Origin of the sequence: Kitasatospora sp. NPDC059795 (assembly GCF_042732175.1) — a bacterium.
Taxonomy (GTDB): domain Bacteria; phylum Actinomycetota; class Actinomycetes; order Streptomycetales; family Streptomycetaceae; genus Kitasatospora.
In genome coordinates this window covers 15,451-40,054 of sequence record NZ_JBHWID010000024.1, presented here as the reverse complement: position 1 = coordinate 40,054, position 24,604 = coordinate 15,451, and the positions used below count along the sequence as shown (strand labels likewise).

The window sequence follows — 24,604 nt, the reverse complement described above, 5'->3', positions numbered from 1 at the left end:
CCGTCGGTGGCGGCCCGGGGTCTACCTCTGCTCCCCATGGCCACCGGTCCCCTCAATCGCGGCGAATGCCGCCGGCCGGTCGAGCGAGGTCGTCCGGTCAAGGGGGAACATCAGCCAGTCGGCGCGTCCGATCACCCGGTCCACGGGCACGGTGCCGCCTCCGGGCTCTCCAAGGTGGTCCCGGGAGTCGCGGGACGCGCTGCGGTGGTCTCCCATCACCCACAACTTGCCGGAAGGAACCACGATGTCGAACGGTACCGCCGACGGTGCGTCGCCGGGGAGCAGGTAGTCGCTCTCGTCCAGCGGGACTCCGTTGATCCGGAGGCGGCCGTCGGAGCCGCAGCAGGTGACCCGGTCGCCGCCCACGCCGATCACCCGCTTCACGTAGACCGTGTCACCGGCCGGGGCCAGCCCGGCCCCGCTCAGGAACCGCTTCACCCCGGACGGTTCGTCCCGGTAGGGCAGAAAGGAGCCGATGCCGTCGAAAACCACCACGTCGCCCCGCTGGGGGTGCCCGCCGAAGGCGTAGGCGAGCTGGTTGACCAGGACGCGGTCACCGGGCCGCAGCGTCCCCTCCATGGAGCCCGAGGGCACCGCGAAGGGACGGGCCACGAAGGCGTTCACCAGCAGCAGCACGACCACGCACACCGCGCCGATCCACAGCAGGTCCCGCGACCACCGCCGCCCACCGGTGCCCTCGTCGCCGGCGGCTTCGTCGCCGCCCGCGTCACCCGAGACCTCACCGGCACCACCGACACCGTCGGCACTACCGGCACCGCCGGCACCGCCGGTGCCCTCGGCGCCCTCGGTGCCCCCGACGCCACCCCCGGCGTCCAGGTCCGGCCCGGAAACGGCAACGGACCGCGCCGGTGTGTCCGTACCCGTGGGTGCGGGACTGCCGTCGCGGTCCGTCGGTGGCTCGTGCGTGCTCATCGGGGGTGAGCTTATCCTCCCGGTCTAAGCCGGTCGGAGGGCCTTCCCCGTCGAGCCTGCGCGATCACGCGTCGCGCTTCTCCTTGATCTTCGCGGCCTTGCCGCGGAGGTCACGCAGGTAGTACAGCTTGGCGCGGCGGACCGCACCACGGGTCACGACCTCGATCTTCTCGACGATCGGGGTGTGCACCGGGAAGGTGCGCTCGACACCGACGTTGAAGCTGACCTTGCGAACGGTGAAGGTCTCACCGATGCCGGCGCCGTGACGACGGATGACAACGCCCTGGAAGACCTGGACGCGCGAGCGGTTGCCTTCGATGACTCGGACGTGCACCTTCAGGGTGTCGCCGGAGCGGAAGGCGGGGATGTCGGTACGCAGCGAGGCCGCGTCGACAGCAGCGAGCTTGTTGCTCATCGTTGCTCTCCATCGCAGGCGCCACGGGCCGCCCACGGAAATTCGTCTCAAATGGTTGGTGCTGTGGGCCGCTTCGGCTGGCGGTGAACCCCCCGTGGCGGGGGCACCGGTCCACTGACTCCCACGGAGGGGAGCCGGGCGACAGACAACAGTCGCCTATTCTTCCACAGGCTCTACCGCAGACCGAAATCGGCCGGCGGAGTCGTCCCAGGCCAGGCCGAGGACGCTGAGCGCCTCGCGTTCCTTCTTGGTGAACGCGTCGCGCGGCCAGCGGGCGACCAGGTCGGGCCGGTTGGCGAGGGTACGGGCGAAGGCCTGCTCGCGCCGCCACTGGGCGATCTTCCCGTGGTGGCCGCTCAGCAGGATCTCCGGCACCTCGCGGCCGCGCCACTCGGCGGGCTTGGTGTACACCGGGCCCTCCAGCAGATCGGCCATGGCGCCGGGGGCGAAGGAGTCGTCCCGGTGCGACTCGGCGTTGCCGAGGACGCCGGGCAGCAGCCGGGCGATCGCCTCGACCATCACCAGCACGGCGACCTCGCCGCCGGCCAGCACGTAGTCGCCGATGGAGGCTTCGACCACGGGCATCCGGGTCGCGGCCTCCTCGATGACCCGCCGGTCGATGCCCTCGTAGCGGGCGGGCGCGAAAGCCAGCCAGCTGCGGGACGCCAGGTCCTGGGCGAGTTCCTGGGTGAACGGCCGGCCGCTGGGAGTGGGCACCACCAGGGTCGGCACCTCGCCCTCGGGTCCGGCGGCAAGGACGGAGTCCAGCGCCGCGCCCCACGGCTCGGGCTTCATCACCATGCCGGGGCCACCGCCGTACGGGGTGTCGTCCACGGTGCGGTGGATGTCGGTGGTCCACTGCCGCAGGTCGTGCAGGTGCACGTCGAGCTGGCCCCGGGCCCGCGCCTTGCCGACCAGCGAGACGTTCAGCGGCTCCAGGTACTCGGGGAAGATCGTGACGACGTCGATCCGCATGTCGGTCACGCCGCACCCCCGGCCGCACCCTCGGAGCTGTCGGAGCCCTCAGAGTCCTCGGACCCCGCAGAGCCCTCAGGCCCTTCGGAACCGTCAGCGGCGCCGGCGGAGCCCTCCTCGCGCGACGAGGCGACCACCGCGTCGACCGCGTCGACGGGGTCGATCAGGCCGGGCGGCGGGGTGATCACGGCGCGCTGCTCGTCCAGGTCGATGGTGGGAACGATCTGCTCGACGAACGGGATCAGCACCTCGGTGCCGTCGGGGCGCTGGACGGTGAGCAGGTCCTGGTACGGAAGGTGGACCACCTCGGTGAGTTCGCCGATCAGGGTGCCGTCGGTGAGGACGACGTCCAGGCCGATCAGCTGGTGGTCGTAGTACTCGTCGGGGTCATCGGGAGTCTCCTCCGGGTCGACCTCGGCGATCAGGAAGGTGCCGCGCAGCGCCTCGGCGGCGGTGCGGTCCTTCACTCCGGCGAAGCGCAGCAGCAGGCGTCCGCTGTGCACCTTTCCGGACTCGACGGTCAGCGGTCCGATGCCGGCCGGGTCGGTGAGGAGGACCGCGCCGGGTCCGAGCCGCAGTTCCGGCTCGTCGGTGCGGACCTCGACGCTGACGTCCCCTCGGATGCCGTGGGCGCGGCCGATCTTGCCGACGACGAGCTGCACGGTGATCGTTCTCCTGAGATCAGCCTGGGTGAGGCGAGCGTGATGGTGAGGGTTCGGAAGAACCCGGAAAACGGGAAGGACCGGCCGGGACGGATGCGTCCCGGCCGGTCCGGAAACCCGGTGGTCGACCTGTCGATTGACGTTGCCGGTCGATCGCGGAGGTCAGCGAATGCTGTCCACGTCGACCAGGTCGACCCGGACATTGCGACCGCCGAGGGCGCCGACCACGGTGCGCAGTGCGCGAGCCGTGCGGCCGCCCCGGCCGATCACCTTGCCGAGGTCGTCGGGGTGCACCCGCACCTCGATGGTGTGACCGCGACGCAGGTTCCGCGAGCGGACCTGCACCTCGTCGGGGTGCTCGACGATGCCCTTCACCAGGTGGTCGAGGGCTTCCTCGATCATGCTCAGGCCTCGGTGGAAGCGGCCTCGGCCTCGTCAGCCTTGTCCGACTTCTTGGCCTTCGGGGTGATGGCGACACCAGTGGTGGCGTCCTCGAAGCCGGCGACGGCCTTGGCGAACAGGTGCGAGAAGTCCTCGACCTTGGGCTCGGCGACCTTCAGCGGCTCCGGAGCCGGCAGGCCCTTGAACTTCTGCCAGTCGCCGGTCAGCTTGAGGATGGCGAGCACCGGCTCGGTCGGCTGGGCGCCGACGGACAGCCAGTACTGGGCGCGGTCGCCGTCGACCTCGATCTTCGAGGGGTTGTAGGTCGGCTGGTAGATGCCGATCTCCTCGATCGCGCGGCCGTCACGCTTGGTGCGCGAGTCGGCGACGACGATGCGGTAGTGCGGGGAGCGGATCTTGCCCAGACGCTTCAGCTTGATCTTGACAGCCACGGGTGTGGATTCTCCTGGTTTTGACGTGGGTGAGCAGCGCTCCGCCGCGTGGGGCTGCGGCGCGAGGTGCCGTTCAAGGGACACGCCAGCCGTTAGGAGAGAGGGTCCTGCCTGGCTGCCGAGTACTCAGCTGTCCATTCTGCCACATCGCGGATACCCCCGAACCGCGCCCTCGCCCCGAACGAGCCCCCGAGCGAGCCCTGCAGGAGCCCGCCAGAAGCCCGGAACATGCCCGACGCGAGCACGGAAGGAAGCCGGGAAGAGCCCGGAAAGACCCCGGAAGAAGACCCCGGAAGTAGGCGCTGGAAGAAGGCGGTAGAAGAAGGCGCTGGAAGAAAGCTCCGGAAAGGGCCCGGAAAAAGTGATGTCGACCGCCCCCCGAAGGGGCCGGCCGACTCGTGGCCAGGTCCGCGGGCACCCCGCCCGCGGCCCGGAATCAAGCGATCTTGAACGGCTGCTGGCAGGCGCCGCAGACGATCGACGCCTGCGCCAGCACCGACGGGACGACGCGGACGTTGCGACCGCAGCCGCAGACCGCCTTGACCCGCACGCCGCCGCCCGAGGAACCGTGCCGGGCGGCCGGTCCGCGGAAGGCGCGGTGGTTGCCCTCGCCGGCGACGGCGAGCTGGTGCGCGCCCAGCGCGCGGTCGAGCCGCTCGATGGTCTCGGCGTAGCGCTCGCGGGTCTCGTGACCCATCGTCACCTGGGAGAACCCGCTGCTGGCGTGCGGCTCGACCGGGTGGGCCAGGCCCAGCTCGGAGGCGAGCAGCAGGAAGCGGCGGTTGTGGTAGCGCCCGGCCCGCGACGTGTCGCGGATCTCCCGGGCGGCAGCCAGGCCGTGCGCGGCCTCGTGCAGCAGGCGCTCGAAGTTGAGTCGGGTGCCGCAGGCCGACGAGGACTCGCCGATCAGCGCCTCGGGAGACGCCAGGTCGGGCAGGTCCCGGTGGTGGGCCTGGATGTCGCTCCAGGCGGCGGCCAGTTCGGCCGCAAGGACGAGGGGCTGTGTCGTGCTCACGCTGTACCAACGATGGGGAGAGAGCCGATGTTCCGCCGGACCCGGTGGTTCGGGAATTCCCAGCGGACTCTCAGGAATGCACTTCCGCGCACGAATTGCGCGGTTCCGGACTGACGCAAGACCAACCCCCTGCACGTTTGGACCCGGCGGGATCGCCGGGGCTCTCGGCACCCGTCGCGGAGCCCAACATCCCCACGGCGGACGGCCCGCGACACTGTCCGAAAATTGACAGGGCCACGGGCCGTATACCGTACCGCTTGTCAGGTACCGCCGGGAGTTGACTGGGCAGTAGTTTCAACTACCGGTATGCGAACGGGGGTTAACGTTTCACCCGGCCCGTTCGGGAGCTTCGCAGCTCACTGCGGTGATCACGCTCCGCACAGGGCCCCCGGGCCGAAGCCCGGGGACGCTGCCCGAAGATCGGATCAGTACGCGCGGGCGACCAGGGCGACGTTGCCCTCCTGGTCGTCGGCGGCCGGCACGGAGCCGTCGGCGGCGACGATGCAGCGCACCGACACGCCCTGCTCGGCCAACTTCGCCTCGCCCTCCGGACCGAGCTCGGCCCAGGAGATCCGGCCCCAGCCGGTGGCGGCGGCCTCGACGGCCTCGTCGATGGTCTTGACGTCGACGGTGCGCGACTCGCGGCGCTCGCGGGACTCGCGCAGCAGCTGCTCCTGGTCCTCCTCGAGGATGCCGGGGACGATCGCGGCCAGCGAGTCGACCTGGACGGGCGCCTTGCCGCCGGCGATCCGGCGGACCAGCATCGCGGTGCCGGCCTCCAGGTCGCGCGGGCCGACCTCGATGCGCAGCGGCACGCCCTTGAGCTCCCAGTCGACGGCGCGGCGGCCGAACGGGGTGTCGGTGCGGTCGTCGACGACGACGCGCACGCCCACGGCCTCCAGCTGGGCGCCGATCTCGCGGACCTTCGCCAGCACCGCGTCCTCGCCCTTGATGGCCAGGACCACGACCTGGACGGCGGCCAGGCGCGGCGGAACCCGCAGGCCGTTGTCGTCGCCGTGGGACATGATCAGGCCGCCGACCATGCGGGTCGAGACGCCCCACGAGGTCTGCCAGACGTACTCGCGCTCGGCGCCCTGGAGCTGGTAGGTGGTGTTGAAGGCCTTGGCGAAGTTCTGGCCCAGCTCGTGGCTGGTGCCCATCTGCAGCGCCTTGCCGTCACGCATCATGCCTTCGAGCGTGAGGGTGTTGATCGCGCCGGCGAAGCGCTCCTTGGCGGTCTTGCGACCGAGCACCACGTCGATGCCGAGCACGTTGGTCATGAAGTCGCCGTACACGTCCGTGTGGATCCGCGAGGCGTACGCGCGGGCGTCCTCGTAGGTGGCGTGGGCGGTGTGGCCCTCCTGCCAGAGGAACTCGGTGGTGCGCAGGAAGACGCGCGGGCGCAGCTCCCAACGGACCACGTTGGCCCACTGGTTGATCAGCAGCGGCAGGTCGCGGTGGCTCTGCACCCACTTGGAGAAGTACTCGTTGATGATCGTCTCGGAGGTCGGCCGGACGACCACCGGCTCCTCGAGCTCCTTGCCGCCGCCGTGGGTGACCACCGCGAGCTCGGGGGCGAAGCCCTCCACGTGCTCGGCTTCCTTGGTCAGGTACGACTGCGGGATGAACATCGGGAAGTACGCGTTCTGGGCGCCGGCCTGCTTGATCCGGGCGTCCATCTCCTGCTGCATCCGCTCCCACAGGCCGTAGCCGTACGGTCGGATGACCATGGTGCCCCGCACCGGACCGTTGTCGGCCAGCTCTGCCTTGTTGATGAGGTCCTGGTACCAGCGGGGGAAGTCTTCCGCCTGGGGGGTGAGAACGGGTGCCTTAGCCATGGGCCGAATGGTACGGGGAGCGGCGGCCCGACCGTGAATCCGTTTTCCCCCGCCCCGGCCCGCGGACAGGGCGGCAGCACGCCCGCGCACACCCCGGGGCGCACACCCGCAGCGCGCGGAGACCTGCTCGCACCCCTCTGGACGACGGTGGCGACCCGCTGTTCGCTGAGAGGGGCCGGGGGGTGCCGGGCTGCGGCACACGCAGCCGATTCCGAGGACCGACGTGGACCGATTGGGAGGCCGCGATGGCTTCAGCGCAGGTGACCGGCAGCACCGTGGACCGGGTACGGGCGGACGGTCCGGCGGAGCGGTGCGGTCGGGCGCGGGACTGGGCGGAGATCCAGGAGCGCATGCTCGTCCCCCTCTACCAGGACGTTTACCGCCGGCTGGAGGTCGGCCCGGCGACCAGCTTGCTCGGGGTGGGGTGCCGGTCGGGGCTGGCGCTGCTGCTCGCCGAGGGGCGCGGCGCGCAGGTCGCTGGGGTGGAGTGGGACGAGGAGCTGCGGGAGCTGGCGGCGGCCCGCGGGCTCCAGGTGGCGCCCGGCGGGAGTCTCGCCCGTTCGGCGCACCCCGTCCCCCGGCCGGCGCACTCCCTGGTGACGGTTTTCGAGCGGACGCCGACGCCCGCGCTGGTCGCCTGGTCGGCGCAGCGCACGCTCCCCGGCGGGCTGCTGGTGCTCGCGGGCCGGGGCCCGGCGGAGCGCTGCGAGAGCACGGCGGTGCTGGAGGTCGCGCACCGGCACGCGCCGCCGGAGGATCCGCAGCACCTCGCGCTGGAGCCGCTGCTGCTCGCCGCCGGTCTGCGCCCGTCCGCCACCGGCCGGGCGGTCTGCCCGTTCGCCTACCCGGGCCTGGACTCGGCGGTCCGCGGCCTGCTGGCCACCGGTCTGTTCGACCGGGCGGAGCAGCAGGCCGGGGCGGCGTTGGTGGCCAAGGAGTTGGAGGAGGCGCTGCACCCGTTCCTGCGTCCGGACGGCTCGGTGCGGATGGTGGACGAGTTCCACTGGGCAGCGGGCGCCGGGGCTACTCGCGACTGAGCCCGGCGGCGGCGTAGGCGGCTTCCTCGTCCAGCGTCTCGGCCTCCAGCAGGGCGGTGGCGAGGGCGTCGAGCCGGTGGCGGTGGCGGTTGAGCAGGACGATCGCCTCCTCCCAGCACTCGGCGACGATCCGGCGGGCCTCCTCGTCGACGGCGTCCAGGGTGGTGGGCGCGGCGGACAGCCCGTACGGGGACTGGCCGTCGTTGGGGATGGCGGTGACCCGGCCGACCAGGCTGCTCATGCCCCAGCGGCCGGCCATCGAGCGGGCGATGGTGGTGAGTTGTTCGAGGTCGCTCTCGGCACCGGTGGTGACCACCCCGTAGACCACCTGCTCGGCGGCCATGCCGCCGAGGGCGCCGATGATCCGGCCGCGCAGGTAGAGCTCGGTGTAGGAGTAGCGGTCGGTGTCGGGGGTGGAGAGGGTGACGCCGAGGGCGCGGCCGCGCGGCACGATGGTGACCTTGCGGACCGGGTCGGCGCCGGGCTGGAGCATGCCGAGCAGGGCGTGTCCGGACTCGTGGTAGGCGGTGCGTTCGCGTTCCTGCTGCGGCATCACCAGCGGTCGCACCGCGCCGAGTTGGACCTTCTCCAGGGCCTCGGACAGGTTCTCCTGGTTCACCGCGTCCTGCTGGTGCTTGACCGCCAGCAGCGCGGCCTCGTTGACCAGGTTGGCCAGGTCGGCGCCGGTCATGCCGGGGGTGGTGCGGGCGACGACGTCCAGGTCGGTGCCCTCGGCCAGCGGGACTTCGCGGGCGTGGATCCGCAGGATCTGCTCGCGGCCGGTCCGGTCGGGCGGGCTGACGGTGATCCGCCGGTCGAAGCGGCCGGGGCGCAGCAGGGCGGGGTCGAGGATCTCGGCGCGGTTGGTCGCGGCGATCACGATCACGCCCTCGGAGCCGGAGAAGCCGTCCATCTCGGTGAGGATCTGGTTGAGCGTCTGTTCGCGTTCGTCGTGGCCGCCCATGCCGCCACCGCCGCCGCGCTGGCGGCCGATGGTGTCGATCTCGTCGATGAAGATGATCGCGGGGGCGACCTTGCGGGCCTCGGTGAACAGGTCGCGGACCCGGCTGGCGCCGACGCCGACGATCATCTCGATGAACTCGGACGCCGAGGCGGAGAAGAACGGGACGTCCGCCTCCCCGGCGACGGCGCGGGCGAGCAGCGTCTTGCCGGTGCCGGGCGGGCCGGACAGCAGGACGCCGCGGGGCATCTTCGCGCCGAGCCTGCGGTAGGCCTGCGGGTTCTTCAGGAAGTCGACGACCTCGCTGAGTTCGGCCTCCACCTCGTCGATGCCCGCCACGTCATTGAACGTGGTGCGCCGGCCCTGGGTGGTGTCCACCGGCTTGGGCGGGGCCTTGCGACCGAGCGCGCCGCCGCCCAGGCCGCCGGCCATCCGGCGGGCCAGGAACACCCAGACCGCGATCAGCAGCAGCATCGGGGCGAGCGAGATCAGCAGGTTCGCCAGGAAGCTGCGCTGCTGCACCACCGGGCGGGCGGTCACCTCGACGTTGTGCGACTGGAGCGTGCTCCACAGGCTGTCGGTGGCGAACGCCGGGCGCTGGGTGGTGAATTCGGTGTAGTCGCCCTTGCCGCCGTCCGGCTTGGGCTGCTTGTTCCGCAGGGTGCCCTCGATGGAGTCACCCTTGGAGTAGATCTTGGTGATGTTGTCGCTGTTGAGCTGCTTGCTGAACTCGGTGTACGAGATGGTGGTGGACCCGCCGCCGCCGAAGAAGCTCAGCAGCAGGTCCGACAGCAGGAACACCACCAGGGCGGTGAGGATCAGGCCCGTCCAGCCGCCCGGCATCTTCCTCTTCGGCGGCGGAGGGGGCGGCGCCCCCTCGGACCGCCAGGGCTGGTCGGGGGTCTGGCGCGGCGGCACGGGGTTGCTCACCCGTCGGACAATACGGACATGCCGCCCGCCGGTCGGTGCGCAACGCCGCGACGCCGCGACGCCGCGACGGCGCGACGGCTCGACGCTGCAACGGCTCGACGACTCGACGCCCGTCAGCGTACGGGGACCGGGGTCGGCCACTCCTCCGCCGTCAGCGCGAACCGCTCGTGGTCGCGCCAGGTGTCCTGCAGGAACAGCATCCGCGGCGAGAAGCCCTCGTGCCGGAAGCCCAGCCGGCGCGCCATCGCCACCGAACGCTCGTTGTCCGGCTGCACGTTGATCTCCAGCCGGTGCAGGCCGAGCCCGCCCTCCTCGGCCGGCGTGAAGCACCGCTCCACCACCAGCCGCATGCCCTCCGACATCCGGCCCGTCCCCTCGAACGGCACGTACGAGTCGTAGCCCAGCACACCGCAACGGAACCGGGCCATCACGATGTTCGCCACGTTGCACTTGCCGACCAGGCCGCCGGTCTCCCGGTCGAAGACCATGAACGTCCGCAGGCCCATCCCCTGACGGCTCAACAGATCCGGCAGCCCGTCCGGCTCCACCGGGTTCCACCGCCCGATGTGCTCGGCGGAACGGCGAACCGCCTCCGCGTAGGGAACGACGTCGTCGGGGCGGGGGGCTCGGATCGTTACGCGCATGCGAGCCATCATGACGCAGCGGGCACGGGCGGGAGCGAAAACAGGGGCGCGGGGAACTGCGCGAAGGGGAACGCACCCGACCGCAAGATTGCGACGCAGGACAATGACCTGCACGTGATCGCGACCCTACGGACGGGGTCCTCCCGCATCGCGCAGTTCCCCGCGCCCCTGGCTGTGCTCCTACAGCAGGTCCTTGAACTCCTTGGGGAGCTCGAAGTCCGACGGCCCCTTGCCCGGCGGGAGGCCGAACGCGTTGCCGTCGGCCTGGCCCGGCCCGAGGGCCTTGCGCTCGGCGGCTGCCGCCTCTTCCTGCGCGCGCTTGAGCGGGTTGCCGCTCTTGCGCTTGCCCTTGGCGACCGGGGCCTTCTTGCCGGAGCGCTTGCCGCCGCCGCCCATGCCGGGGATGCCGGGCATGCCCGGGATTCCCTTGCCGGAGGCCATCGCGGACATCATCTTGCGGGCGTCGAAGAACCGCTCGACCAGGCTGGAGACCTCGCCGACCTGGACGCCGGCGCCCTTGGCGATGCGCAGGCGGCGCGAGCCGTTGATGAGCTTCGGGTCGGTGCGCTCGGCCGGCGTCATCGACTTGATGATCGCGCCGACCCGGTTGACGTCCTTGTCGTCGATGTTGTTGATCTGGTCCCGGATCTGGCCCATGCCGGGCAGCATGCCGAGGAGCTTGGAGATCGAGCCCATCTTCTGGACCTGCTCCAGCTGCGACAGGAAGTCGTCGAGCGTGAACTCCTTGCCGCCGCCCTGCAGCTTGGCGGCCATCTTCTCGGCCTCGGCCTGCGAGAAGGTCTGCTCGGCCTTCTCGATCAGGGAGAGGACGTCGCCCATGCCGAGGATGCGCGAGGCCATCCGGTCGGGGTGGAAGGCGTCGAAGTCGTCGACCTTCTCGCCGTTGGAGGCGAACATGATCTGACGGCCGGTGACGTGCGCGACGGAGAGCGCGGCGCCGCCGCGGGCGTCGCCGTCGAGCTTGGAGAGCACCACGCCGGTGAAGTCGACGCCTTCGAGGAAGGCCTGCGCGGTGGTGACCGCGTCCTGGCCGACCATGGCGTCGACCACGAACAGGACCTCGTCCGGGTCGACCGCGGCGCGGATGTCCGCGGCCTGCTGCATCAGTTCGGCGTCGATGCCGAGGCGGCCGGCAGTGTCGACGACGACGACGTCGTACTGCTTCTGCTTGGCGTACTCGATGGAGTCGCGGGCGACCTGCACCGGGTCGCCGACGCCGTTGCCGGGCTGCGGGCCGTAGAAGGCGACGCCCGCGCGGTCGGCGACGACCTGCAGCTGGTTGACGGCGTTGGGGCGCTGGAGGTCGCAGGCGACCAGCAGCGGGGTGTGCTTCTGGGCCTTGAGCCAGTGGCCGAGCTTTCCGGCCAGGGTGGTCTTACCGGCGCCCTGGAGACCGGCGAGCATGATCACCGTCGGGCCGGTCTTGGCGTACCGGAGGCGGCGGGTCTCGCCACCGAGGATGCCGATGAGCTCCTCGTTGACGATCTTGATGATCTGCTGGGCGGGGTTCAGCGCGCCGGAGACCTCGGAGCCGAGGGCGCGGTCCTTGACCTGCTTGATGAAGGCGCGGACCACGGGGAGCGCGACGTCCGCCTCCAGCAGGGCGATCCGGATCTCGCGCGCGGTGGCGTCGATGTCCGCCTCGCTGAGACGGCCCTTGCCCCGGAGGTTCTTGAACGTCGCTGCGAGGCGGTCGGAGAGAGTGTCGAACACGTCGGTCGCGGGTCCCTTGCGGCATCGAGTACGGGTACTGTCGTCGCCCCCAAGGGTAGCCGTACGCCCGGTGGGCGGTCTGCGCCCCTGCGTCAACGCGCTACCGGCCGGTCTCCAGGGCGTCCTGAACGGCCCTCGCCACCTGCCGCGCACGGGCCGGCGGCAGCGGTCGGCCGTCCTCGGTGGTCAGGTAGAACGCGTCCACGGCCTCCGCTCCGAGGGTGGAGACGTGCGCGGTGCGGACCCGTACGCCCGCGGTGTCCAGGGCGCGGCCGATCCGGTGCAGCAGGCCGGGGGCGTCGTGGGCGCGCACCTCCAGCACGGTCGCCGAGCGGGACGCGGTGTCGGGGGCGACGGTGACCAGCGGCGGCGGGGTGCGGATGCCGGGTCGGAGCGGGGCGGCGGCGTCGCGTTCGGCGAGTCGGCGGGCGACGTCCAGCGAGCCGTCCAGGGCGCGCCGCAGGTCGGACCGGAGCCGCGCCGCCTCGGGGACGTCGCCGTACTGGGCGGCGACCGTCCAGTCGATCAGCAGGACGGGACCGGCGCCGACCGGGTCGAGTGCGCGCAGCACGGCCTTGCGGACGGCGAGCCGGTGCACGGCCAGCAGGCCCGCCACGGTGCCGAGCAGGCCGGGGCGGTCGGGGACGGCGAGGGTCAGTTCGACGCCGACGGCCTCGGCGCCGTCGGCGGGTTCGGCCTGCGCGCGCAGGGCCAGCACGGGGGCGCCGGTGCGGGCGGCCTCGACGACGAGGCGCTCCTGCTCGACGGTGGGGGCGCCGGCGGTCGGCGGGCGCGAGCCGGCCAGCCGGGCGGCGGTCCGGACGACCAGCTGGTCGACCAGGGTGGCCCGCCAGGCGGACCAGGCGGCGGGTCCGGTGGCGGTGGCGTCGGCCTCGGTGAGCGCGTGCAGCAGCTCCAGGTGGGTGCGGTCGCCGACGGCCCCGGCGATCAGGTCGGCGGTGGCCGGGTCGTCGGGGTCGCGGCGGGTGGCGGTGTCCACCAGCGTCAGGTGGTGGCGCACCAGCAGCGCCAGGGTGTCGGTGTCCGGCTTGTCGAAGCCCATCCGGACGGCCAGGTCGCGGACCATCGCCCCGCCGGTCTCGGAGTGGTCGCCGGGCCGGCCCTTGCCGAGGTCGTGCAGCAGCGCGGCGACCAGCAGCAGGTCGGGGCGGGAGGTGCGGCGGGTGAGCGCGGCGGCGCGCACCGCGGTCTCGATCAGGTGCCGGTCGACGGTCCAGCGGTGCACGGCGTTGCGCTGCGGGCGGCAGCGGACCGACTCCCAGTCGGGCAGCAGCCGGACGATCAGCCCTTCGGCGTCCAGCGCCTCCCACACCGGCAGGCAGGCCTCGCCGGCGCCGAGCAGGGTGACCAGCAGGTGGCGGGCCTCGTCGGGCCAGGGCACCGGGAGCGGTCCGGTCTCGGCGGCCAGCCGGCGGACGGTGGCGTGCGCGACGGGCAGTCCGGCCTGGGCGGCCGCGGCGGCGGCGCGCAGCGGCAGCACCGGATCGGCGGCCGGGCGGGCGGCCCGGGCGAGCACCGCCTCGCCGTCCTGCTCGACCACGCCCTCGGCGAGCGGTCGGCGTTCGACCGGCGCGGACCGGCGGGCGCCGCGGAACGGGAGGCCGAGCCGGGCCGGTCGGCGGGCGGCGAGGACGCGCTCGACGGCCCGCCAGGTGACGTCGGAGGCGTACGCGACGGTGCGGGCGGCCCGGTAGACCTGCCGCAGCAGGGTGTCGGCGTCGGGCAGGCCGAGCCGGGCGGCGACCTGGTCCTGGTCCTGCAGGGCGAGTCGTTCGGTGGCCCGGCCGCAGGTCAGGTGCAGGGCGTCGCGGACGTCGGCGAGGGTGCGGGCGGCGGCGTCCAGGCCGTCGCGGGGGGCGTCGGCGAGCCAGCTGGCCGCGACCGCGTCGAGTGCGACCAGGTCGCGCAGGCCGCCGCGGGCCTCCTTCAGGTCGGGTTCCAGCAGGAAGGACGCCTCGCCGTGGCGTTCGGCCCGGGCCCGGACGAGGGCGTGCAGGTCGGGCAGCCGGACGGGGGCGGCGGCGCGCCAGTCCGCGAGCACCCGGGTGCGCAGCGCGGCGGTGATCCGCGCGTCGCCGGCCAGGTGGCGGGCGTCCAGCAGGCCGAGGCCGGCCTTGAGGTCGGCGGCGGCGACCTTGCGGGCCCCGTCGGGGGTGCGGACGGCGTGGTCGAGGGCGATGCCGCTGTCCCAGACGGGGTACCAGATCCGTTCGGCGAGCCCGGCCGGGAGCGGGCCGTCGTGCAGCAGCAGCACGTCGAGGTCGCTGCGTGGGGAGAGTTCGCCGCGGCCGTAGCCGCCGACGGCGACCAGCGCGGTGCCGGGGGGCGCGCCGGCCGCCCGGTACAGGTCGGCCAGCCAGTCGTCGGTGAGCCGGGCCAGTGCGGTGCGCCGCTCGCGTCCGGTGCGGGCGGGGTCGGCCAGCAGCCGGGCGCGTTCGGCGGGTCCGCCGCGGTCGGTGCTCGTCACGGCTGCTCCCGGGTCGGGGTCAGAGGGCGTCGGGGCCGCGTTCGCCGGTGCGGACCCGCACAGCGGTCTCCACCGGGACGGACCACACCTTGCCGTCGCCGATCTTCCCGGTCCGGGCGGCCCGGACCACCACGTCGATCACCTGCTCGGCGTCCTCGTCCTCGACCAGTATTTCCACCCGGGCCTTGGGCACCAGGTCGATGGTGTACTCGGCGCCCCGGTAGACCTCGGTGTGGCCGCGCTGCCGGCCGTACCCGCTGGCCTCGGTGACGGTCAGGCCGTGCACCCCGAACGCCTGCAGGGCCTCCTTGACCTCGTCCAGGCGGTGCGGCTTGATGACGGCGGTGATGAGCTTCATCGGGCGTCGACCTCGGTCTTCTCGGTGATCGCGAACGTGGGTGCGGTGCGGGCCTGGCCGGCTCCGGCGGCGGTGAAGTCGTAGGCGGACTCGGCGTGTTCGGCCTGGTCGATGCCGGACAGTTCGACGTCCTCGGTGACCCGGAAGCCGATCGTGCGCTGGATCGCGGTGCCCAGCAGCCAGGAGAGCACGAACGAGTACACCAGCACGACGGCCACGCCGAGCGCCTGCTTGCCGAGCTGTCCGAGACCGCCGCCGTAGAACAGGCCGGCCGCGCTCTGTCCGACGTGGCCGGTGGCGAACAGGCCGATCAGCAGCGAGCCGATCACGCCGCCGACCAGGTGGACGCCCACCACGTCGAGCGAATCGTCAAGGCCGAAGCGGTACTTGAGGCTGATCGCGGCGGCGCACACCGCGCCCGCGAGCAGGCCGACGGCGACCGCGCCGAGCGGCGACACCGAGCCGCACGCGGGGGTGATGGCGACCAGCCCGGCGACCGCGCCGGACGCCGCGCCGAGGGTGGTGAACGCGCCGTGCCGCAGCCGCTCGTACGCCAGCCAGCCGAGCATCGCGGCGGCGGTGGCGACCTGGGTGTTCAGGAACGCCATGCCCGCGATGCCGTTCGCGGCCAGCGCCGAGCCCGCGTTGAAGCCGAACCAGCCGAACCACAGCAGGCCGGAGCCGAGCATCACCAGCGGCAAGCTGTGCGGGCGCATCGGGTCCTTGCGGAAGCCGATCCGCGGGCCCAGCACCAGCGCCAGGGCCAGGCCCGCCGCACCGGCGTTGATGTGCACGGCGGTGCCGCCGGCGAAGTCGATCACGCCGTTGCGGTCGCCGAGCCAGCCGCCGTGGCCGCCGTCGAAGAAGAACACCCAGTGCGCGACCGGGAAGTACACGATCGTCGCCCAGAGCGCCACGAACAGGCACCAGGACGCGAACCGCGCCCGGTCCGCGATCGCGCCGCTGATCAGCGCCGGGGTGATGATCGCGAACATCAGCTGGAACACGGCGAACGCGGTGACCGGGATGCTGCCGGTGAGCGCGTTCAGGTCGATGCCGCGCAGGCCGACGAAGTCGAGGTTCCCGATCAGCCCGGCGCCGGCGTCCGGCCCGAAGGCCAGCGAGTACCCGTAGAGCACCCAGAGCACGCTGACGATCGCGAGCGAGACGAAGCTCATGGCGAGCATGTTGAGGGTGCTGCGGACCCTGACCATGCCCCCGTAGAAGAAGGCCAGGCCCGGGGTCATCACCATGACCAGGGCCGCACTGATGAGCACGAATGCGGTGTCGCCCGCGCTGAAGCCGTCCGGCATCGGCGTCTCCTCCGAAGTGGAAGCCGCTCCATGCCGGGACGGGTGACCGTCCCGGCATGTCGGCGTTGGGAGGAGCGTGCCGAAGGCGGGTTTCCGCCGATGCGGCTCGGTGTTTCACTGCGGTGACGTGGTCGACGCGCTCGTTACGGGCGCGTGAACCGCGAGGGCCGGTCAGACCACCGAGACGAACTCCGGGATGTCCTGGACCACCCGCTCGGCGAGCCGGTCCACCCCGGACACGCCGCGGAAGTCCCGGGTGGCGGCCTCGGAGGTCTTTCGGACCCGGGTGTTCAGCCGCTCGGAGCGCACCTTGCGGGCGATGTCCACCGCCGCCTCGCAGTACTCCGCGGCGTCCTCCGGCTCGCGCTGCAGCAGCCGCACCGAGGCCATGCCGACCAGGTTGAACGCGTAGGTGCGGACGTGGTCGCCGTCCTCGCGGAACATGTCGACGGCCTTGGTGATCATCGGCTCGGCGGACTTGGCCATCGCGACGCCCCGGTCCGAGGTGTAGGCGAGGTCCCGGTAGGAGTGGCCGTTCTCCGCGTTGAGCTCGGCCTCCGAGAAGAACCGCAGCCAGTTCGGCGACTCGTCACCGGCGTTGATGTCGCTGAAGGTGTCCTCGGAGAGTCGGATCGCCCGGGCGCAGCGGTTGACCTCGCCGATGGTGGCGTACGCACGGGCCTCCATCGCGTACAGCAGCGACTGCTGGCGGGTGCTCGCGGTGTCCCGGCTGCCGTACTGGGCCAGGTGGATCAGCTCCAGCGCGTCCTCGCCGCGGTTCAGGTGGATCATCTGCCGGCACATGTCGGTCAGCACGTGCGCGCCGAACGGCCGGTCACCGGCCTCCTTGGCGGCGTGCAGCGACAGCACGTAGTACTTCTGCGCGCTCGGGTGCATGCCCACGTCGTACGACATGAAGCCCGCCAGGTGGGCGAGTTCGGCGGTGAGCCGGAACAGCCGCTTGGTGATGGCCTCGGGGTACGTCTCCTGCAGCAGGTCGGTGACCTCGTGGAGCTGGCCCACCACGGCCTTGCGGCGCAGGCCGCCGCCGTTCTGGGCGTCCCACTTCCGGAACATCTCGGTGGTCTGCTCCAGCAACTGCATCTCCGGCTCGGACAGTCGGCCGGAGAACTGGTCGCCCCCGTTGGCCGCCGCCAGGATCGGCGTGGGCTCGCCGTTCGGGCCCGGCGTCAACCAGCGCTGCATCGGCTCGATCAGCGCCGCGCCGGCCGTCAGCGCCAGCGAAGTGCCCAGGAAGCCGCGGCGGTTGAGCATCAGGTCGCTGCGCGAGTACTCGCTGATCGCCTGCACCGTCTGCTGCGGGCTCCACGGCAGGTCGACCCCGCCGCCGACCGTCGTCACCGGGATCGCGGCGCGCAGGCCGAGGTCCTCGATCGACACCACCGAGCCGAAACGCTCGGAGAACAGCTCCGACATGATCTTCGGAATCGGCTCGCGCGGCTGCTCCCCGTCCAGCCATCGGCGCACCCGTGAGGTGTCCGTGGAGACGTGGTGCGCGCCGATCTGCCGCGCTCTCCGGTTCACCTGGCGGGCCAGTTCGCCCTTCGACCAGCCACTCCGCGCGAACCAGGAGCCCAGCTTCTCGTTCGGCTGCTTCTCACCCATGGGACCGTCCCCATCCCGCCCCGACAGGGGCTCCCGCTCGCCTTGACGACTCGTCACTTCGCCGACCGCTGTGACCGGTCCGCTGCATTCCGTATCCAGAACGTAGCGCCCCTCCGCCATCCGAGGGAGCAACGTCGGGGAAACGCCACCTTTCGCCACCCCCACGAGTGAACTACCGGGCGCGGAGCCGCGATTCACTATGTGACAGCTCGTCATGACCCCGGCACATGCCCGGATTCCGATGGAGGCACGCGTGCGGCAACGACGATCCGGCATCCGAAGCGCCGGTGCAAGGCACCTGCTCGCCCGGGCCGCTCGAATCGGTGTGCGCCGGTCCACGCGCGCCTCCGGCGCACCACGCACCACGCGCCCACCAAGCGACGCACCGCCTCCGTCCCGTAACCACCCGGAACCGGAACCTGTTGGGGGAGGCATGGACAAGCTGCTCGGCACCCTGCGACTCGCGCCCCTGGCCGGCCGCCGCCGCACCCGGCCCACCGCGCTCCGCACCGCCGGCGAGTACTCCGAGCGCTGGGGCTGGACGCTCGCCGCCGGCAGCCCGCCGCCGCACGCCTCGCTCCGCTGCGACTGCGCCGTCCCGCTCTGCGCCGCACCCAACCTGCACCACCGGGTCGGCCCGCTCATCCCGCCGGGGGCCGACGCGGCCGAGCTCGCCGCGAGCTGCCCCGCGGGCGCGCCGCTGCTGCTGCCCACCGGCCACCAGTTCGACGTGCTGGACGTGCCGGCCCGACCCGGCCTGCAGGCCCTGGTCCGGCTCGAACGGATGGGCACCCAGGTCGGTCCCGTCCTCGCCTCCCCCACCGGCCGTCTGCTCTTCTTCGTCGCCCCGCGCACCGCCGAGCGCCTGCCCGACCTGCTCTACCGCATGGGCTGGGACGACGCCTCCCTCGACCTCGGCTGCCACGGCCTCGGCTCCTACCTGGCCGCCCCGCCCGTCGCCCTCGGCCCGCTCGGTCCGATGCGCTGGCTCCGCCGCCCCACCCCCGACACCCGTCCCCCGGAGGCCCGCCTCCTCCTGGGCACGCTGGCGTACGCCTGCCACCGCACCCGCGACCGCGAGACCTCGCTGGCCGGTTGACGGGCCGCACACACAGCAAGGTCCGTCCCAGGAGAGAGCGTCTCTCCTCGAACGGACCTTGCCGACGGGTGTCCGTCAGCCCAGCAGCGCGTCCACGAACGCCCCCGGCTCGAACGGCGCGAGGTCGTCCGCGCCTTCGCCGAGGCCGATCAGCTTGACGGGCACGCCGAGTTCGCGCTGCACCGAGATCACGATGCCGCCCTTCGCCGTGCCGTCCAGCTTGGTGAGCACGATGCCGGTGATGTCCACGACCTCCGCGAACACCCGGGCCTGCACCAGGCCGTTCTGACCGGTGGTGGCGTCGAGGACGAGCAGCACCTCGTCCACCGGCCCGTGCTTCTCGACGACTCGCTTGACCTTGCCGAGCTCGTCCATCAGGCCGGTCTTGGTGTGCAGGCGGCCGGCGGTGTCCACCAGGACGGTGTCGACGCCGTCGGCGATGCCCTGCTTGACGGCGTCGAACGCGACGGAGGCCGGGTCGCCGCCCTCGGGACCGCGGACGGTGTGCGCGCCGACGCGCTCGCCCCAGGTCTGGAGCTGGTCGGCGGCCGCGGCACGGAAGGTGTCGGCGGCGCCGAGCACGACCTTGCGGCCGTCGGCGACCAGGACGCGGGCGAGCTTGCCGGTGGTGGTGGTCTTGCCGACGCCGTTGACGCCGACCACCAGGACCACGGCGGGGCCGCCGCCGGCCTTGACGGAGTGGACGGTGCGGTCGAACTCGGGGCCGATCAGCTTGACCAGCTCTTCGCGGAGCAGCCCGCGCAGTTCGTCGGGGGTGCGGGTGCCGAGCACCTTGACGCGGGTGCGCAGGTTGTCGACGAGCTCCTGGGTGGCGCCGACGCCGACGTCGGCGGTGAGCAGGATCTCCTCGATCTCCTCCCAGGTGTCCTCGTCGAGGCGGTCGCGGGAGAGCAGGGTCAGCAGGCCCTTGCCGAGCGTGGACTGCGAGCGGGAGAGCCGCGAGCGCAGTCGGACCAGGCGTCCGGCGGTGGGTTCGGGAACCTCGATCGCGGGGGCGGCTTCCGCCTCCTCGACCAGCACCTCTTCGGCGGGGGCCGCGGCCGGGGGCTCCTCGACCACCGGTGCGGCCGGGGTCTCGGCGGCCGGGGGCGCGGTGGGCTCGGCCGCGCCTTCGGCGGGCTTGGCGGGCGCGCTCGGGCGGTCGGCCTTCGACGGCGCGGTGATCGTCGGGGTCTGGGTCGGCTTGTTCAGCTCTTTGCGTCGTTTGCCGGAAACGACGAGTCCGGTGATCGCGCCGATGGCGACCACCGCGATGACAACGGCAAGGATCACGTATTCCATAACCCGTCCAGTATCACTTAGCGCCTACGCCGGCCCGGGTTGCGCGGGCTCCAGCCTTTCCGTCCTGCCCCGCCGTGCCGTCCGGCATTCGCAGGCGCTGGCTGATCACCTGGGAGATGCCGTCTCCCTTCATGGTCACGCCGTACAGGGCGTCGGCGGATTCCATGGTGAGCTTCTGGTGGGTAATGACGATCAGTTGGGAACTCTCCCGCAGTTCTTCCATGATCGCGACCAACCGGCGCAGATTGGTTTCGTCGAGCGCGGCCTCGACCTCGTCCATGACGTAGAACGGGCTGGGCCGGGCCTTGAAGATCGCCACCAGCAGTGCCACGGCGGTCAGTGAGCGTTCGCCGCCGGAGAGCAGCGAGAGTCGCTTGACCTTCTTGCCGGGCGGCCGGGCCTCGACCTCGACGCCGGTGGTGAGCATGTTCTCGGGGTCGGTGAGGACGAGCCGGCCTTCGCCGCCGGGGAAGAGCCGGGCGAAGACGCCCTCGAACTGGGCGGCGGTGTCCTGGTAGGCGGCGGTGAACAGCTGCTCGACCCGGGCGTCGACGTCGCGGACGATGTCGAGCAGGTCGCGGCGGCTCTTGCGCAGGTCGTCGAGCTGTTCGCCGAGGAACTGGTGGCGGGCCTCCAGCGCGGCGAACTCCTCCAGCGCGAGCGGGTTGACCTTGCCGAGCTGCTGGTGGGCGCGTTCGGCGGCCTTGAGCCGCTTCTCCACCTCGGCTCGGACGTACGGACGCGGCTCCCCGGGCTCCTGGCCGCACTGCCCGTCCTGCTCGTCCTGCCCGTCCTGCCCGTCCCGGCCGTCCTCGGGCAGCGGCGCCGGAACGGGCCGGTCGGGGCCGTAGCCGGCGAGCAGTTCGGCACCCTCGATGCCGAACTCCTCCAGCGCCTTGGCCTCCAGCTGTTCGATCCGGAGCCGTTTCTCCGCGCGCAGCACCTCGTCGCGGTGGCCGGCGTCGACCAGCCGGTCGAGTTCGGCCTGGAGTTCGCGGCCGTTCTCGCGGAAATGGCGGAGTTCGGTCTCGCGGGCTGCCCGGTCGGCCTCGACGCCGGCGCGTTCGGTCTCGGCGGTGGCGAGGGTCTCCTCGATCCGGCCGAGGAGTTGGCGGGCGGCGGTGGCGACGGCTCCGGCGACGGCGGCTTCGTGGCGGGCGCGGGCGCGGCGTTCGGCGGCGCGGGCCCGGGCTTCGCGTTCGGTGCGGGCGGCGCGGTCCAGCTGCTCGGCGCGACCGGCCAGGCCGCGGACGCGTTCCTCGTGGGTGCGGACGGCGAGCCGGGCTTCCATCTCGGTCTGCCGGGCGGCGGTTCCGGCGGTGGCGAGCCGGTCGCGTTCGGTGCTGTCGGGTTCGTCCTCGCCGCGGTCGGCCGACTCCTCGGCGGTGGCGAGGCGTTCGGCGAGTTCCTCGGCGGCGGCGGTGGCCTCGGCGAGGCCGCTCTCGGCCTTGGCGGCGGCGGTGGCGGTGCGTTCGGCCTCGCCGGCGGCGGCCCGCGCGGCGCCGCCCGAACGGCCGAGCGCTCCGGCGAGTTCGGCGCGCTGCTTCTCGCCCTGCCTGCGCAGCACGGCCAACTGATCGACCTCGGCCGCGAGTTCGCGCCGATGTTCGACCGCCTCGGCGAGCCGCTCGGTCAACTCCGCACAGCGCTCGTCGAGTTCCTCGATGCCGCGGGCGGCCTCCGCGACGGCGGCCCGGGTCTCCAGCGCACTGGGGGCGCCGGCCGAGCCGCCGCTCGCGAAGGCGCGGGACAGCAGGTCGCCGTCCGTGGTGACGGCCGTCCACTGCGGGTGGCGGTCGATCAACTCCTGCGCCGCACCGAGGTGTTCCACCACCGCGACGGCCCGCAGCAGCCGCCGCGCGGCCCCGGCCATCGGCCCGTCGACCAACTCCCCCGCCCAGCGCGCCCCTTCGGGCAGCCCGTCGCCGACCCCCTGATCCGGCACGGCGATCAGCAGGGCCGCCCGCCCCTCGTCCTCGGCGCGCAGCCCGGCGAGTGCTTCGGCGGCGGTGGCGGCGTCCTCGACCGCGACGGCGTCCGCCGCGGCGCCCAGCCCGGCCGCGATCGCGAGTTCGAACCCGGGCTCGATGCGCAGCAGTTCGGCGGCGGGTCCGAGGACGCCGGGCCGCCCGAGCAGGGTGGCGCTGCCGTCCTTGCGGCGCAGGCCGAGGGCGAGGGCCTCGTGTCGGGCGGTGAGCGCGGCGCGTTCCTTCTCGGCTCCGGCGAGCGCGTCCCGGGCCGCGCCGGCGGCCCGTTCGGCGTCGGCCAGCGCGGCCCGGGCCAGCTCGTGGCGGCTCTCGATGTCCTGGTCGCCGGCCTCGGTCAGCTCGTGCTGTTCGAGGAGTTCCCGGTACTCGGCCCGGGCGGCCTCGGCGCGCAGCAGCGCTTCGTCGCGGGCGGTGGCGAGCCGTTCGGTCTCGGCTTCGGCGGCGGTGGCGCGGGAGCGGGCGGCGGCGGCCCGGCCCTGCAGTCGGGCCAGGCCTTCGCGGCGGTCGGCGATCGCCCGGGCGTCCGCCTTGAGCCGCAACTCCTCGGCGGTGAGGGCGCGTTCGAGTTCGGCGCGTTCCTCGACGGCTTCGGCGAGCGCGTACCGGGCCTCTTCCAGGGCGGCTTCGAGGGCGGCTTCCTCCTCGCGGACCCGGGCGGCTTCCCGTTCCAGGTCCTCGGGGTCGCGGCCGCGCCGTTCCTCCGGCTGCCCCGCGGTGGCGGCGGCCCGGATCCGGGCCTCGGCGAGTCCGACGGTGCCGCGGGTGCGTTCGGCGAGCGCGGACAGCCGGTACCAGGTCTGCCGGGCGGCCTCCAGGGCGGGCCCGAGCTGTTCGACCTGGGCCTCCAGGACGGCTTCGCGCTGGACGGCGGCGGCGAGCTGCTGTTCGACGGTGGTGCGGCGCAGCTTCAGCGCCAGCTCGTCGGCGACTTCGGCCTCGACGGCCTTGCGCAGGGTGAGCAGGTCGTCGGCGAGCAGCCGCAGTCGGGCGTCGCGCAGTTCGGCCTGGATGCCGGCGGCCCGCCGGGCGATCTTCGCCTGCCGTCCCAACGGGCCGAGCTGGCGGCGCAGTTCGGCGACCAGGTCCTGGACGCGGTTCAGGTTGGCCTGCATCGCGTCGATCTTCCGCAGCGCCTTCTCCTTGCGCTTGCGGTGCTTGAGGACGCCGGCCGCCTCCTCGATGAAGGCGCGCCGCCCCATCGGGTCGGCGTGCAGCACGGAGTCGAGCCGGCCCTGTCCGACGATGACGTGCATCTCGCGGCCGATGCCGGAGTCGGAGAGCAGTTCCTGGATGTCGAGGAGCCGGCAGCCGGTGCCGTTGAGCGCGTACTCGCTGCCGCCGTTGCGGAACATCGTCCGGGTGATGGTGACTTCGGTGTACTCGATGGGCAGCGCGCCGTCGGTGTTGTCGATGGTGAGGCTGACTTCGGCGCGGCCGAGCGGGGGTCGCCCGCTGGTGCCGGCGAAGATCACGTCCTCCATCTTGCCGCCGCGCAGCGACTTCGCGCCCTGTTCGCCCATCACCCAGGACAGCGCGTCGACGACGTTGGACTTGCCGGAGCCGTTGGGGCCGACGACGCAGGTGATGCCGGGTTCGAAGCGCAGGGTGGTCGCCGAGGCGAAGGACTTGAACCCGCGCAGGGTCAGGCTCTTCAGGTGCACCCGGCCGTCCTCCTCGCCCGCTGTCGCCGCCGCCGGCGCCGGGCCGTCCCGTCCGGGGCCCGTCGCTTGGCGACTGTATCCGGCGGGGCCGCCCGACTGCCCCCAGGTGGCGGTTTGGCCACGCCGTGAGCGGGGCAGGTTGGGACGAAAGGAGACCGCGCACACGACGAAGGGACGTCCGCCTCGGACGTCCCTTGCAGGCTGCCATCCCCGAATCGGGGACGCTCAGTGCGTCACAGCGTCGATCGTGAGGACCACGAGCGATCGGTTGACCGTTTCGATCAGGTGAGGGCCGGCTCGCGCTGGTCCAGGTCGATGCTGTTGAGCAACGAATGCTCGTCAGCGACGGCGATCAGCGCGTCGTTCTCGGCCTGGAGTTTCGTGAGCTCGTTCTCCAGGTCCTGGACGCGCTGCTGAAGCCGCCGCATCTCGGAGAGCATTCGCGGGTCGGGGCCGCCGACGTACCCGAGAAGCGCCTTTGCCATGATGTGTGGTCCTCCACGCTGAGTGACCGAACCGTGTACGGTGTGGGTCTTGGGGGAAGGGATACGCACGCGCCTGGGCGCCGGACGTGCTGGCTGGGCACTACGGGACAGCCGCTGGTGAGTGGCATGCTCACACGGCGGAGCCTCGCCGGTAAACTCAGGCCTGTACGCGGGTTTCCAGCGTCTCACCAAAGACCGTACGGGTCAACACGATCACCGCACGCTACCGCGCCCCTGTCACCTGCATGGCGGGGTCGTCACGCCATCGGCCGGGGTAGTGGATCACTACGCCTGCGGAGTCAACCAC

Annotated in this window: 20 protein-coding genes; 2 read left to right on the top strand and 18 right to left on the bottom strand. The window is 72.5% G+C overall.

Translation table 11 applies throughout. From position 1 onward, the window contains the following. Positions 1–21: 21 nt before the first annotated feature. The 8 genes from lepB to proS all read right to left on the bottom strand — a co-directional run bounded on the left by lepB (position 22) and on the right by proS (position 6,671). Positions 22–933: a signal peptidase I gene (lepB, locus tag ACFV4P_RS32595; RefSeq protein WP_380477113.1), complete on the bottom strand. Its 912-nt coding sequence runs from the start codon at positions 931–933 to the stop codon at positions 22–24. Positions 934–997: 64 nt separating this feature from the next. After that, entirely contained in the window at positions 998–1,348 is a 351-nt protein-coding gene (rplS, locus tag ACFV4P_RS32590; protein WP_073813905.1) for a 50S ribosomal protein L19, read from the bottom strand. A 156-nt stretch (positions 1,349–1,504) separates the two neighbouring features. Beyond that, positions 1,505–2,323, bottom strand: a complete 819-nt coding sequence (trmD, locus tag ACFV4P_RS32585; RefSeq protein ID WP_380477139.1) for a tRNA (guanosine(37)-N1)-methyltransferase TrmD — start codon at positions 2,321–2,323, stop codon at positions 1,505–1,507. 5 nt (positions 2,324–2,328) lie between these two features. Further along, the gene (rimM, locus tag ACFV4P_RS32580; RefSeq protein ID WP_380477112.1) at positions 2,329–2,985 is read right to left on the bottom strand and encodes a ribosome maturation factor RimM; all 657 of its coding nucleotides are present in this window, start codon (positions 2,983–2,985) and stop codon (positions 2,329–2,331) included. Positions 2,986–3,147: 162 nt separating this feature from the next. Further along, positions 3,148–3,387 (bottom strand): RNA-binding protein, encoded by a 240-nt coding sequence (locus ACFV4P_RS32575; RefSeq protein ID WP_043916171.1) that lies wholly within the window; start codon positions 3,385–3,387, stop codon positions 3,148–3,150. A 2-nt stretch (positions 3,388–3,389) separates the two neighbouring features. Then, positions 3,390–3,818 (bottom strand): 30S ribosomal protein S16, encoded by a 429-nt coding sequence (gene rpsP / locus ACFV4P_RS32570; RefSeq protein WP_043916170.1) that lies wholly within the window; start codon positions 3,816–3,818, stop codon positions 3,390–3,392. Positions 3,819–4,254: 436 nt separating this feature from the next. Continuing rightward, positions 4,255–4,833, bottom strand: coding sequence for a hypothetical protein (locus ACFV4P_RS32565; protein WP_043916169.1), 579 nt, complete (start codon positions 4,831–4,833; stop codon positions 4,255–4,257). 425 nt (positions 4,834–5,258) lie between these two features. Continuing rightward, complete coding sequence (gene proS / locus ACFV4P_RS32560) at positions 5,259–6,671, bottom strand: proline--tRNA ligase (protein WP_380477111.1); 1,413 nt, start codon at positions 6,669–6,671, stop codon at positions 5,259–5,261. Positions 6,672–6,916: 245 nt separating this feature from the next. Between proS and ACFV4P_RS32555 the strand changes: the two genes are divergently transcribed. Next, positions 6,917–7,708 (top strand): class I SAM-dependent methyltransferase, encoded by a 792-nt coding sequence (locus ACFV4P_RS32555; RefSeq protein ID WP_380477110.1) that lies wholly within the window; start codon positions 6,917–6,919, stop codon positions 7,706–7,708. Here ACFV4P_RS32555 and ftsH read toward each other — a convergent pair. The 7 genes from ftsH to ACFV4P_RS32520 all read right to left on the bottom strand — a co-directional run bounded on the left by ftsH (position 7,695) and on the right by ACFV4P_RS32520 (position 17,789). Continuing rightward, complete coding sequence (gene ftsH, locus ACFV4P_RS32550; RefSeq protein ID WP_380477109.1) at positions 7,695–9,599, bottom strand: ATP-dependent zinc metalloprotease FtsH; 1,905 nt, start codon at positions 9,597–9,599, stop codon at positions 7,695–7,697. The two genes, ACFV4P_RS32555 and ftsH, sit on opposite strands and share 14 nt — an antisense overlap. A 113-nt stretch (positions 9,600–9,712) precedes the next feature. Continuing rightward, positions 9,713–10,243 carry a GNAT family N-acetyltransferase gene (locus ACFV4P_RS32545; protein WP_380477108.1) on the bottom strand — a complete coding sequence of 177 codons (531 nt, stop codon included), beginning with the start codon at positions 10,241–10,243 and terminating at the stop codon, positions 9,713–9,715. Positions 10,244–10,423: 180 nt separating this feature from the next. Then, on the bottom strand, positions 10,424–11,977 hold the full coding sequence (gene ffh, locus ACFV4P_RS32540; RefSeq protein ID WP_380477107.1) for a signal recognition particle protein: 1,554 nt from the start codon (positions 11,975–11,977) through the stop codon (positions 10,424–10,426). Positions 11,978–12,077: 100 nt separating this feature from the next. After that, on the bottom strand, positions 12,078–14,465 hold the full coding sequence (locus ACFV4P_RS32535) for a [protein-PII] uridylyltransferase (RefSeq protein ID WP_380477106.1): 2,388 nt from the start codon (positions 14,463–14,465) through the stop codon (positions 12,078–12,080). 19 nt (positions 14,466–14,484) lie between these two features. Beyond that, positions 14,485–14,823, bottom strand: a complete 339-nt coding sequence (locus ACFV4P_RS32530) for a P-II family nitrogen regulator (RefSeq protein ID WP_073813920.1) — start codon at positions 14,821–14,823, stop codon at positions 14,485–14,487. After that, positions 14,820–16,136, bottom strand: coding sequence for an ammonium transporter (locus tag ACFV4P_RS32525; RefSeq protein ID WP_073813921.1), 1,317 nt, complete (start codon positions 16,134–16,136; stop codon positions 14,820–14,822). Before ACFV4P_RS32525 ends, ACFV4P_RS32530 begins: the two co-directional genes overlap by 4 nt. Before the next feature lie 171 nt (positions 16,137–16,307). After that, entirely contained in the window at positions 16,308–17,789 is a 1,482-nt protein-coding gene (locus ACFV4P_RS32520; protein WP_380477138.1) for a hypothetical protein, read from the bottom strand. Positions 17,790–18,195: 406 nt separating this feature from the next. Between ACFV4P_RS32520 and ACFV4P_RS32515 the strand changes: the two genes are divergently transcribed. After that, positions 18,196–18,861, top strand: coding sequence for a bifunctional DNA primase/polymerase (locus ACFV4P_RS32515; RefSeq protein WP_380477105.1), 666 nt, complete (start codon positions 18,196–18,198; stop codon positions 18,859–18,861). 75 nt (positions 18,862–18,936) lie between these two features. Here the strand turns inward: ACFV4P_RS32515 and ftsY are convergent, their stop codons facing one another. From ftsY to ACFV4P_RS32500, 3 genes are all read right to left on the bottom strand, one after another. After that, positions 18,937–20,163, bottom strand: a complete 1,227-nt coding sequence (gene ftsY / locus ACFV4P_RS32510) for a signal recognition particle-docking protein FtsY (RefSeq protein WP_380477104.1) — start codon at positions 20,161–20,163, stop codon at positions 18,937–18,939. A 13-nt stretch (positions 20,164–20,176) separates the two neighbouring features. Next, positions 20,177–23,812, bottom strand: a complete 3,636-nt coding sequence (gene smc / locus ACFV4P_RS32505; protein WP_380477103.1) for a chromosome segregation protein SMC — start codon at positions 23,810–23,812, stop codon at positions 20,177–20,179. 281 nt (positions 23,813–24,093) lie between these two features. Then, a complete protein-coding gene (locus ACFV4P_RS32500; protein WP_073813930.1) occupies positions 24,094–24,297 on the bottom strand; it encodes a hypothetical protein in 204 nt (67 codons plus the stop codon). Positions 24,298–24,604: the final 307 nt, after the last annotated feature.

Bases quoted from the DNA above. Each gene is read 5' to 3' on its own strand.
- lepB (WP_380477113.1), bottom strand. From the start codon at position 933: ATGAGCACGCACGAGCCACCGACGGACCGCGACGGCAGTCCCGCACCC.
- rplS (WP_073813905.1), bottom strand. From the start codon at position 1,348: ATGAGCAACAAGCTCGCTGCTGTCGACGCGGCCTCGCTGCGTACCGAC.
- trmD (WP_380477139.1), bottom strand. From the start codon at position 2,323: ATGCGGATCGACGTCGTCACGATCTTCCCCGAGTACCTGGAGCCGCTG.
- ACFV4P_RS32575 (WP_043916171.1), bottom strand. From the start codon at position 3,387: ATGATCGAGGAAGCCCTCGACCACCTGGTGAAGGGCATCGTCGAGCAC.
- proS (WP_380477111.1), bottom strand. From the start codon at position 6,671: ATGGCTAAGGCACCCGTTCTCACCCCCCAGGCGGAAGACTTCCCCCGC.
- ACFV4P_RS32555 (WP_380477110.1), top strand. From the start codon at position 6,917: ATGGCTTCAGCGCAGGTGACCGGCAGCACCGTGGACCGGGTACGGGCG.
- ACFV4P_RS32545 (WP_380477108.1), bottom strand. From the start codon at position 10,243: ATGCGCGTAACGATCCGAGCCCCCCGCCCCGACGACGTCGTTCCCTAC.
- ACFV4P_RS32530 (WP_073813920.1), bottom strand. From the start codon at position 14,823: ATGAAGCTCATCACCGCCGTCATCAAGCCGCACCGCCTGGACGAGGTC.
- ACFV4P_RS32525 (WP_073813921.1), bottom strand. From the start codon at position 16,136: ATGCCGGACGGCTTCAGCGCGGGCGACACCGCATTCGTGCTCATCAGT.
- ACFV4P_RS32515 (WP_380477105.1), top strand. From the start codon at position 18,196: ATGGACAAGCTGCTCGGCACCCTGCGACTCGCGCCCCTGGCCGGCCGC.
- ftsY (WP_380477104.1), bottom strand. From the start codon at position 20,163: ATGGAATACGTGATCCTTGCCGTTGTCATCGCGGTGGTCGCCATCGGC.
- ACFV4P_RS32500 (WP_073813930.1), bottom strand. From the start codon at position 24,297: ATGGCAAAGGCGCTTCTCGGGTACGTCGGCGGCCCCGACCCGCGAATG.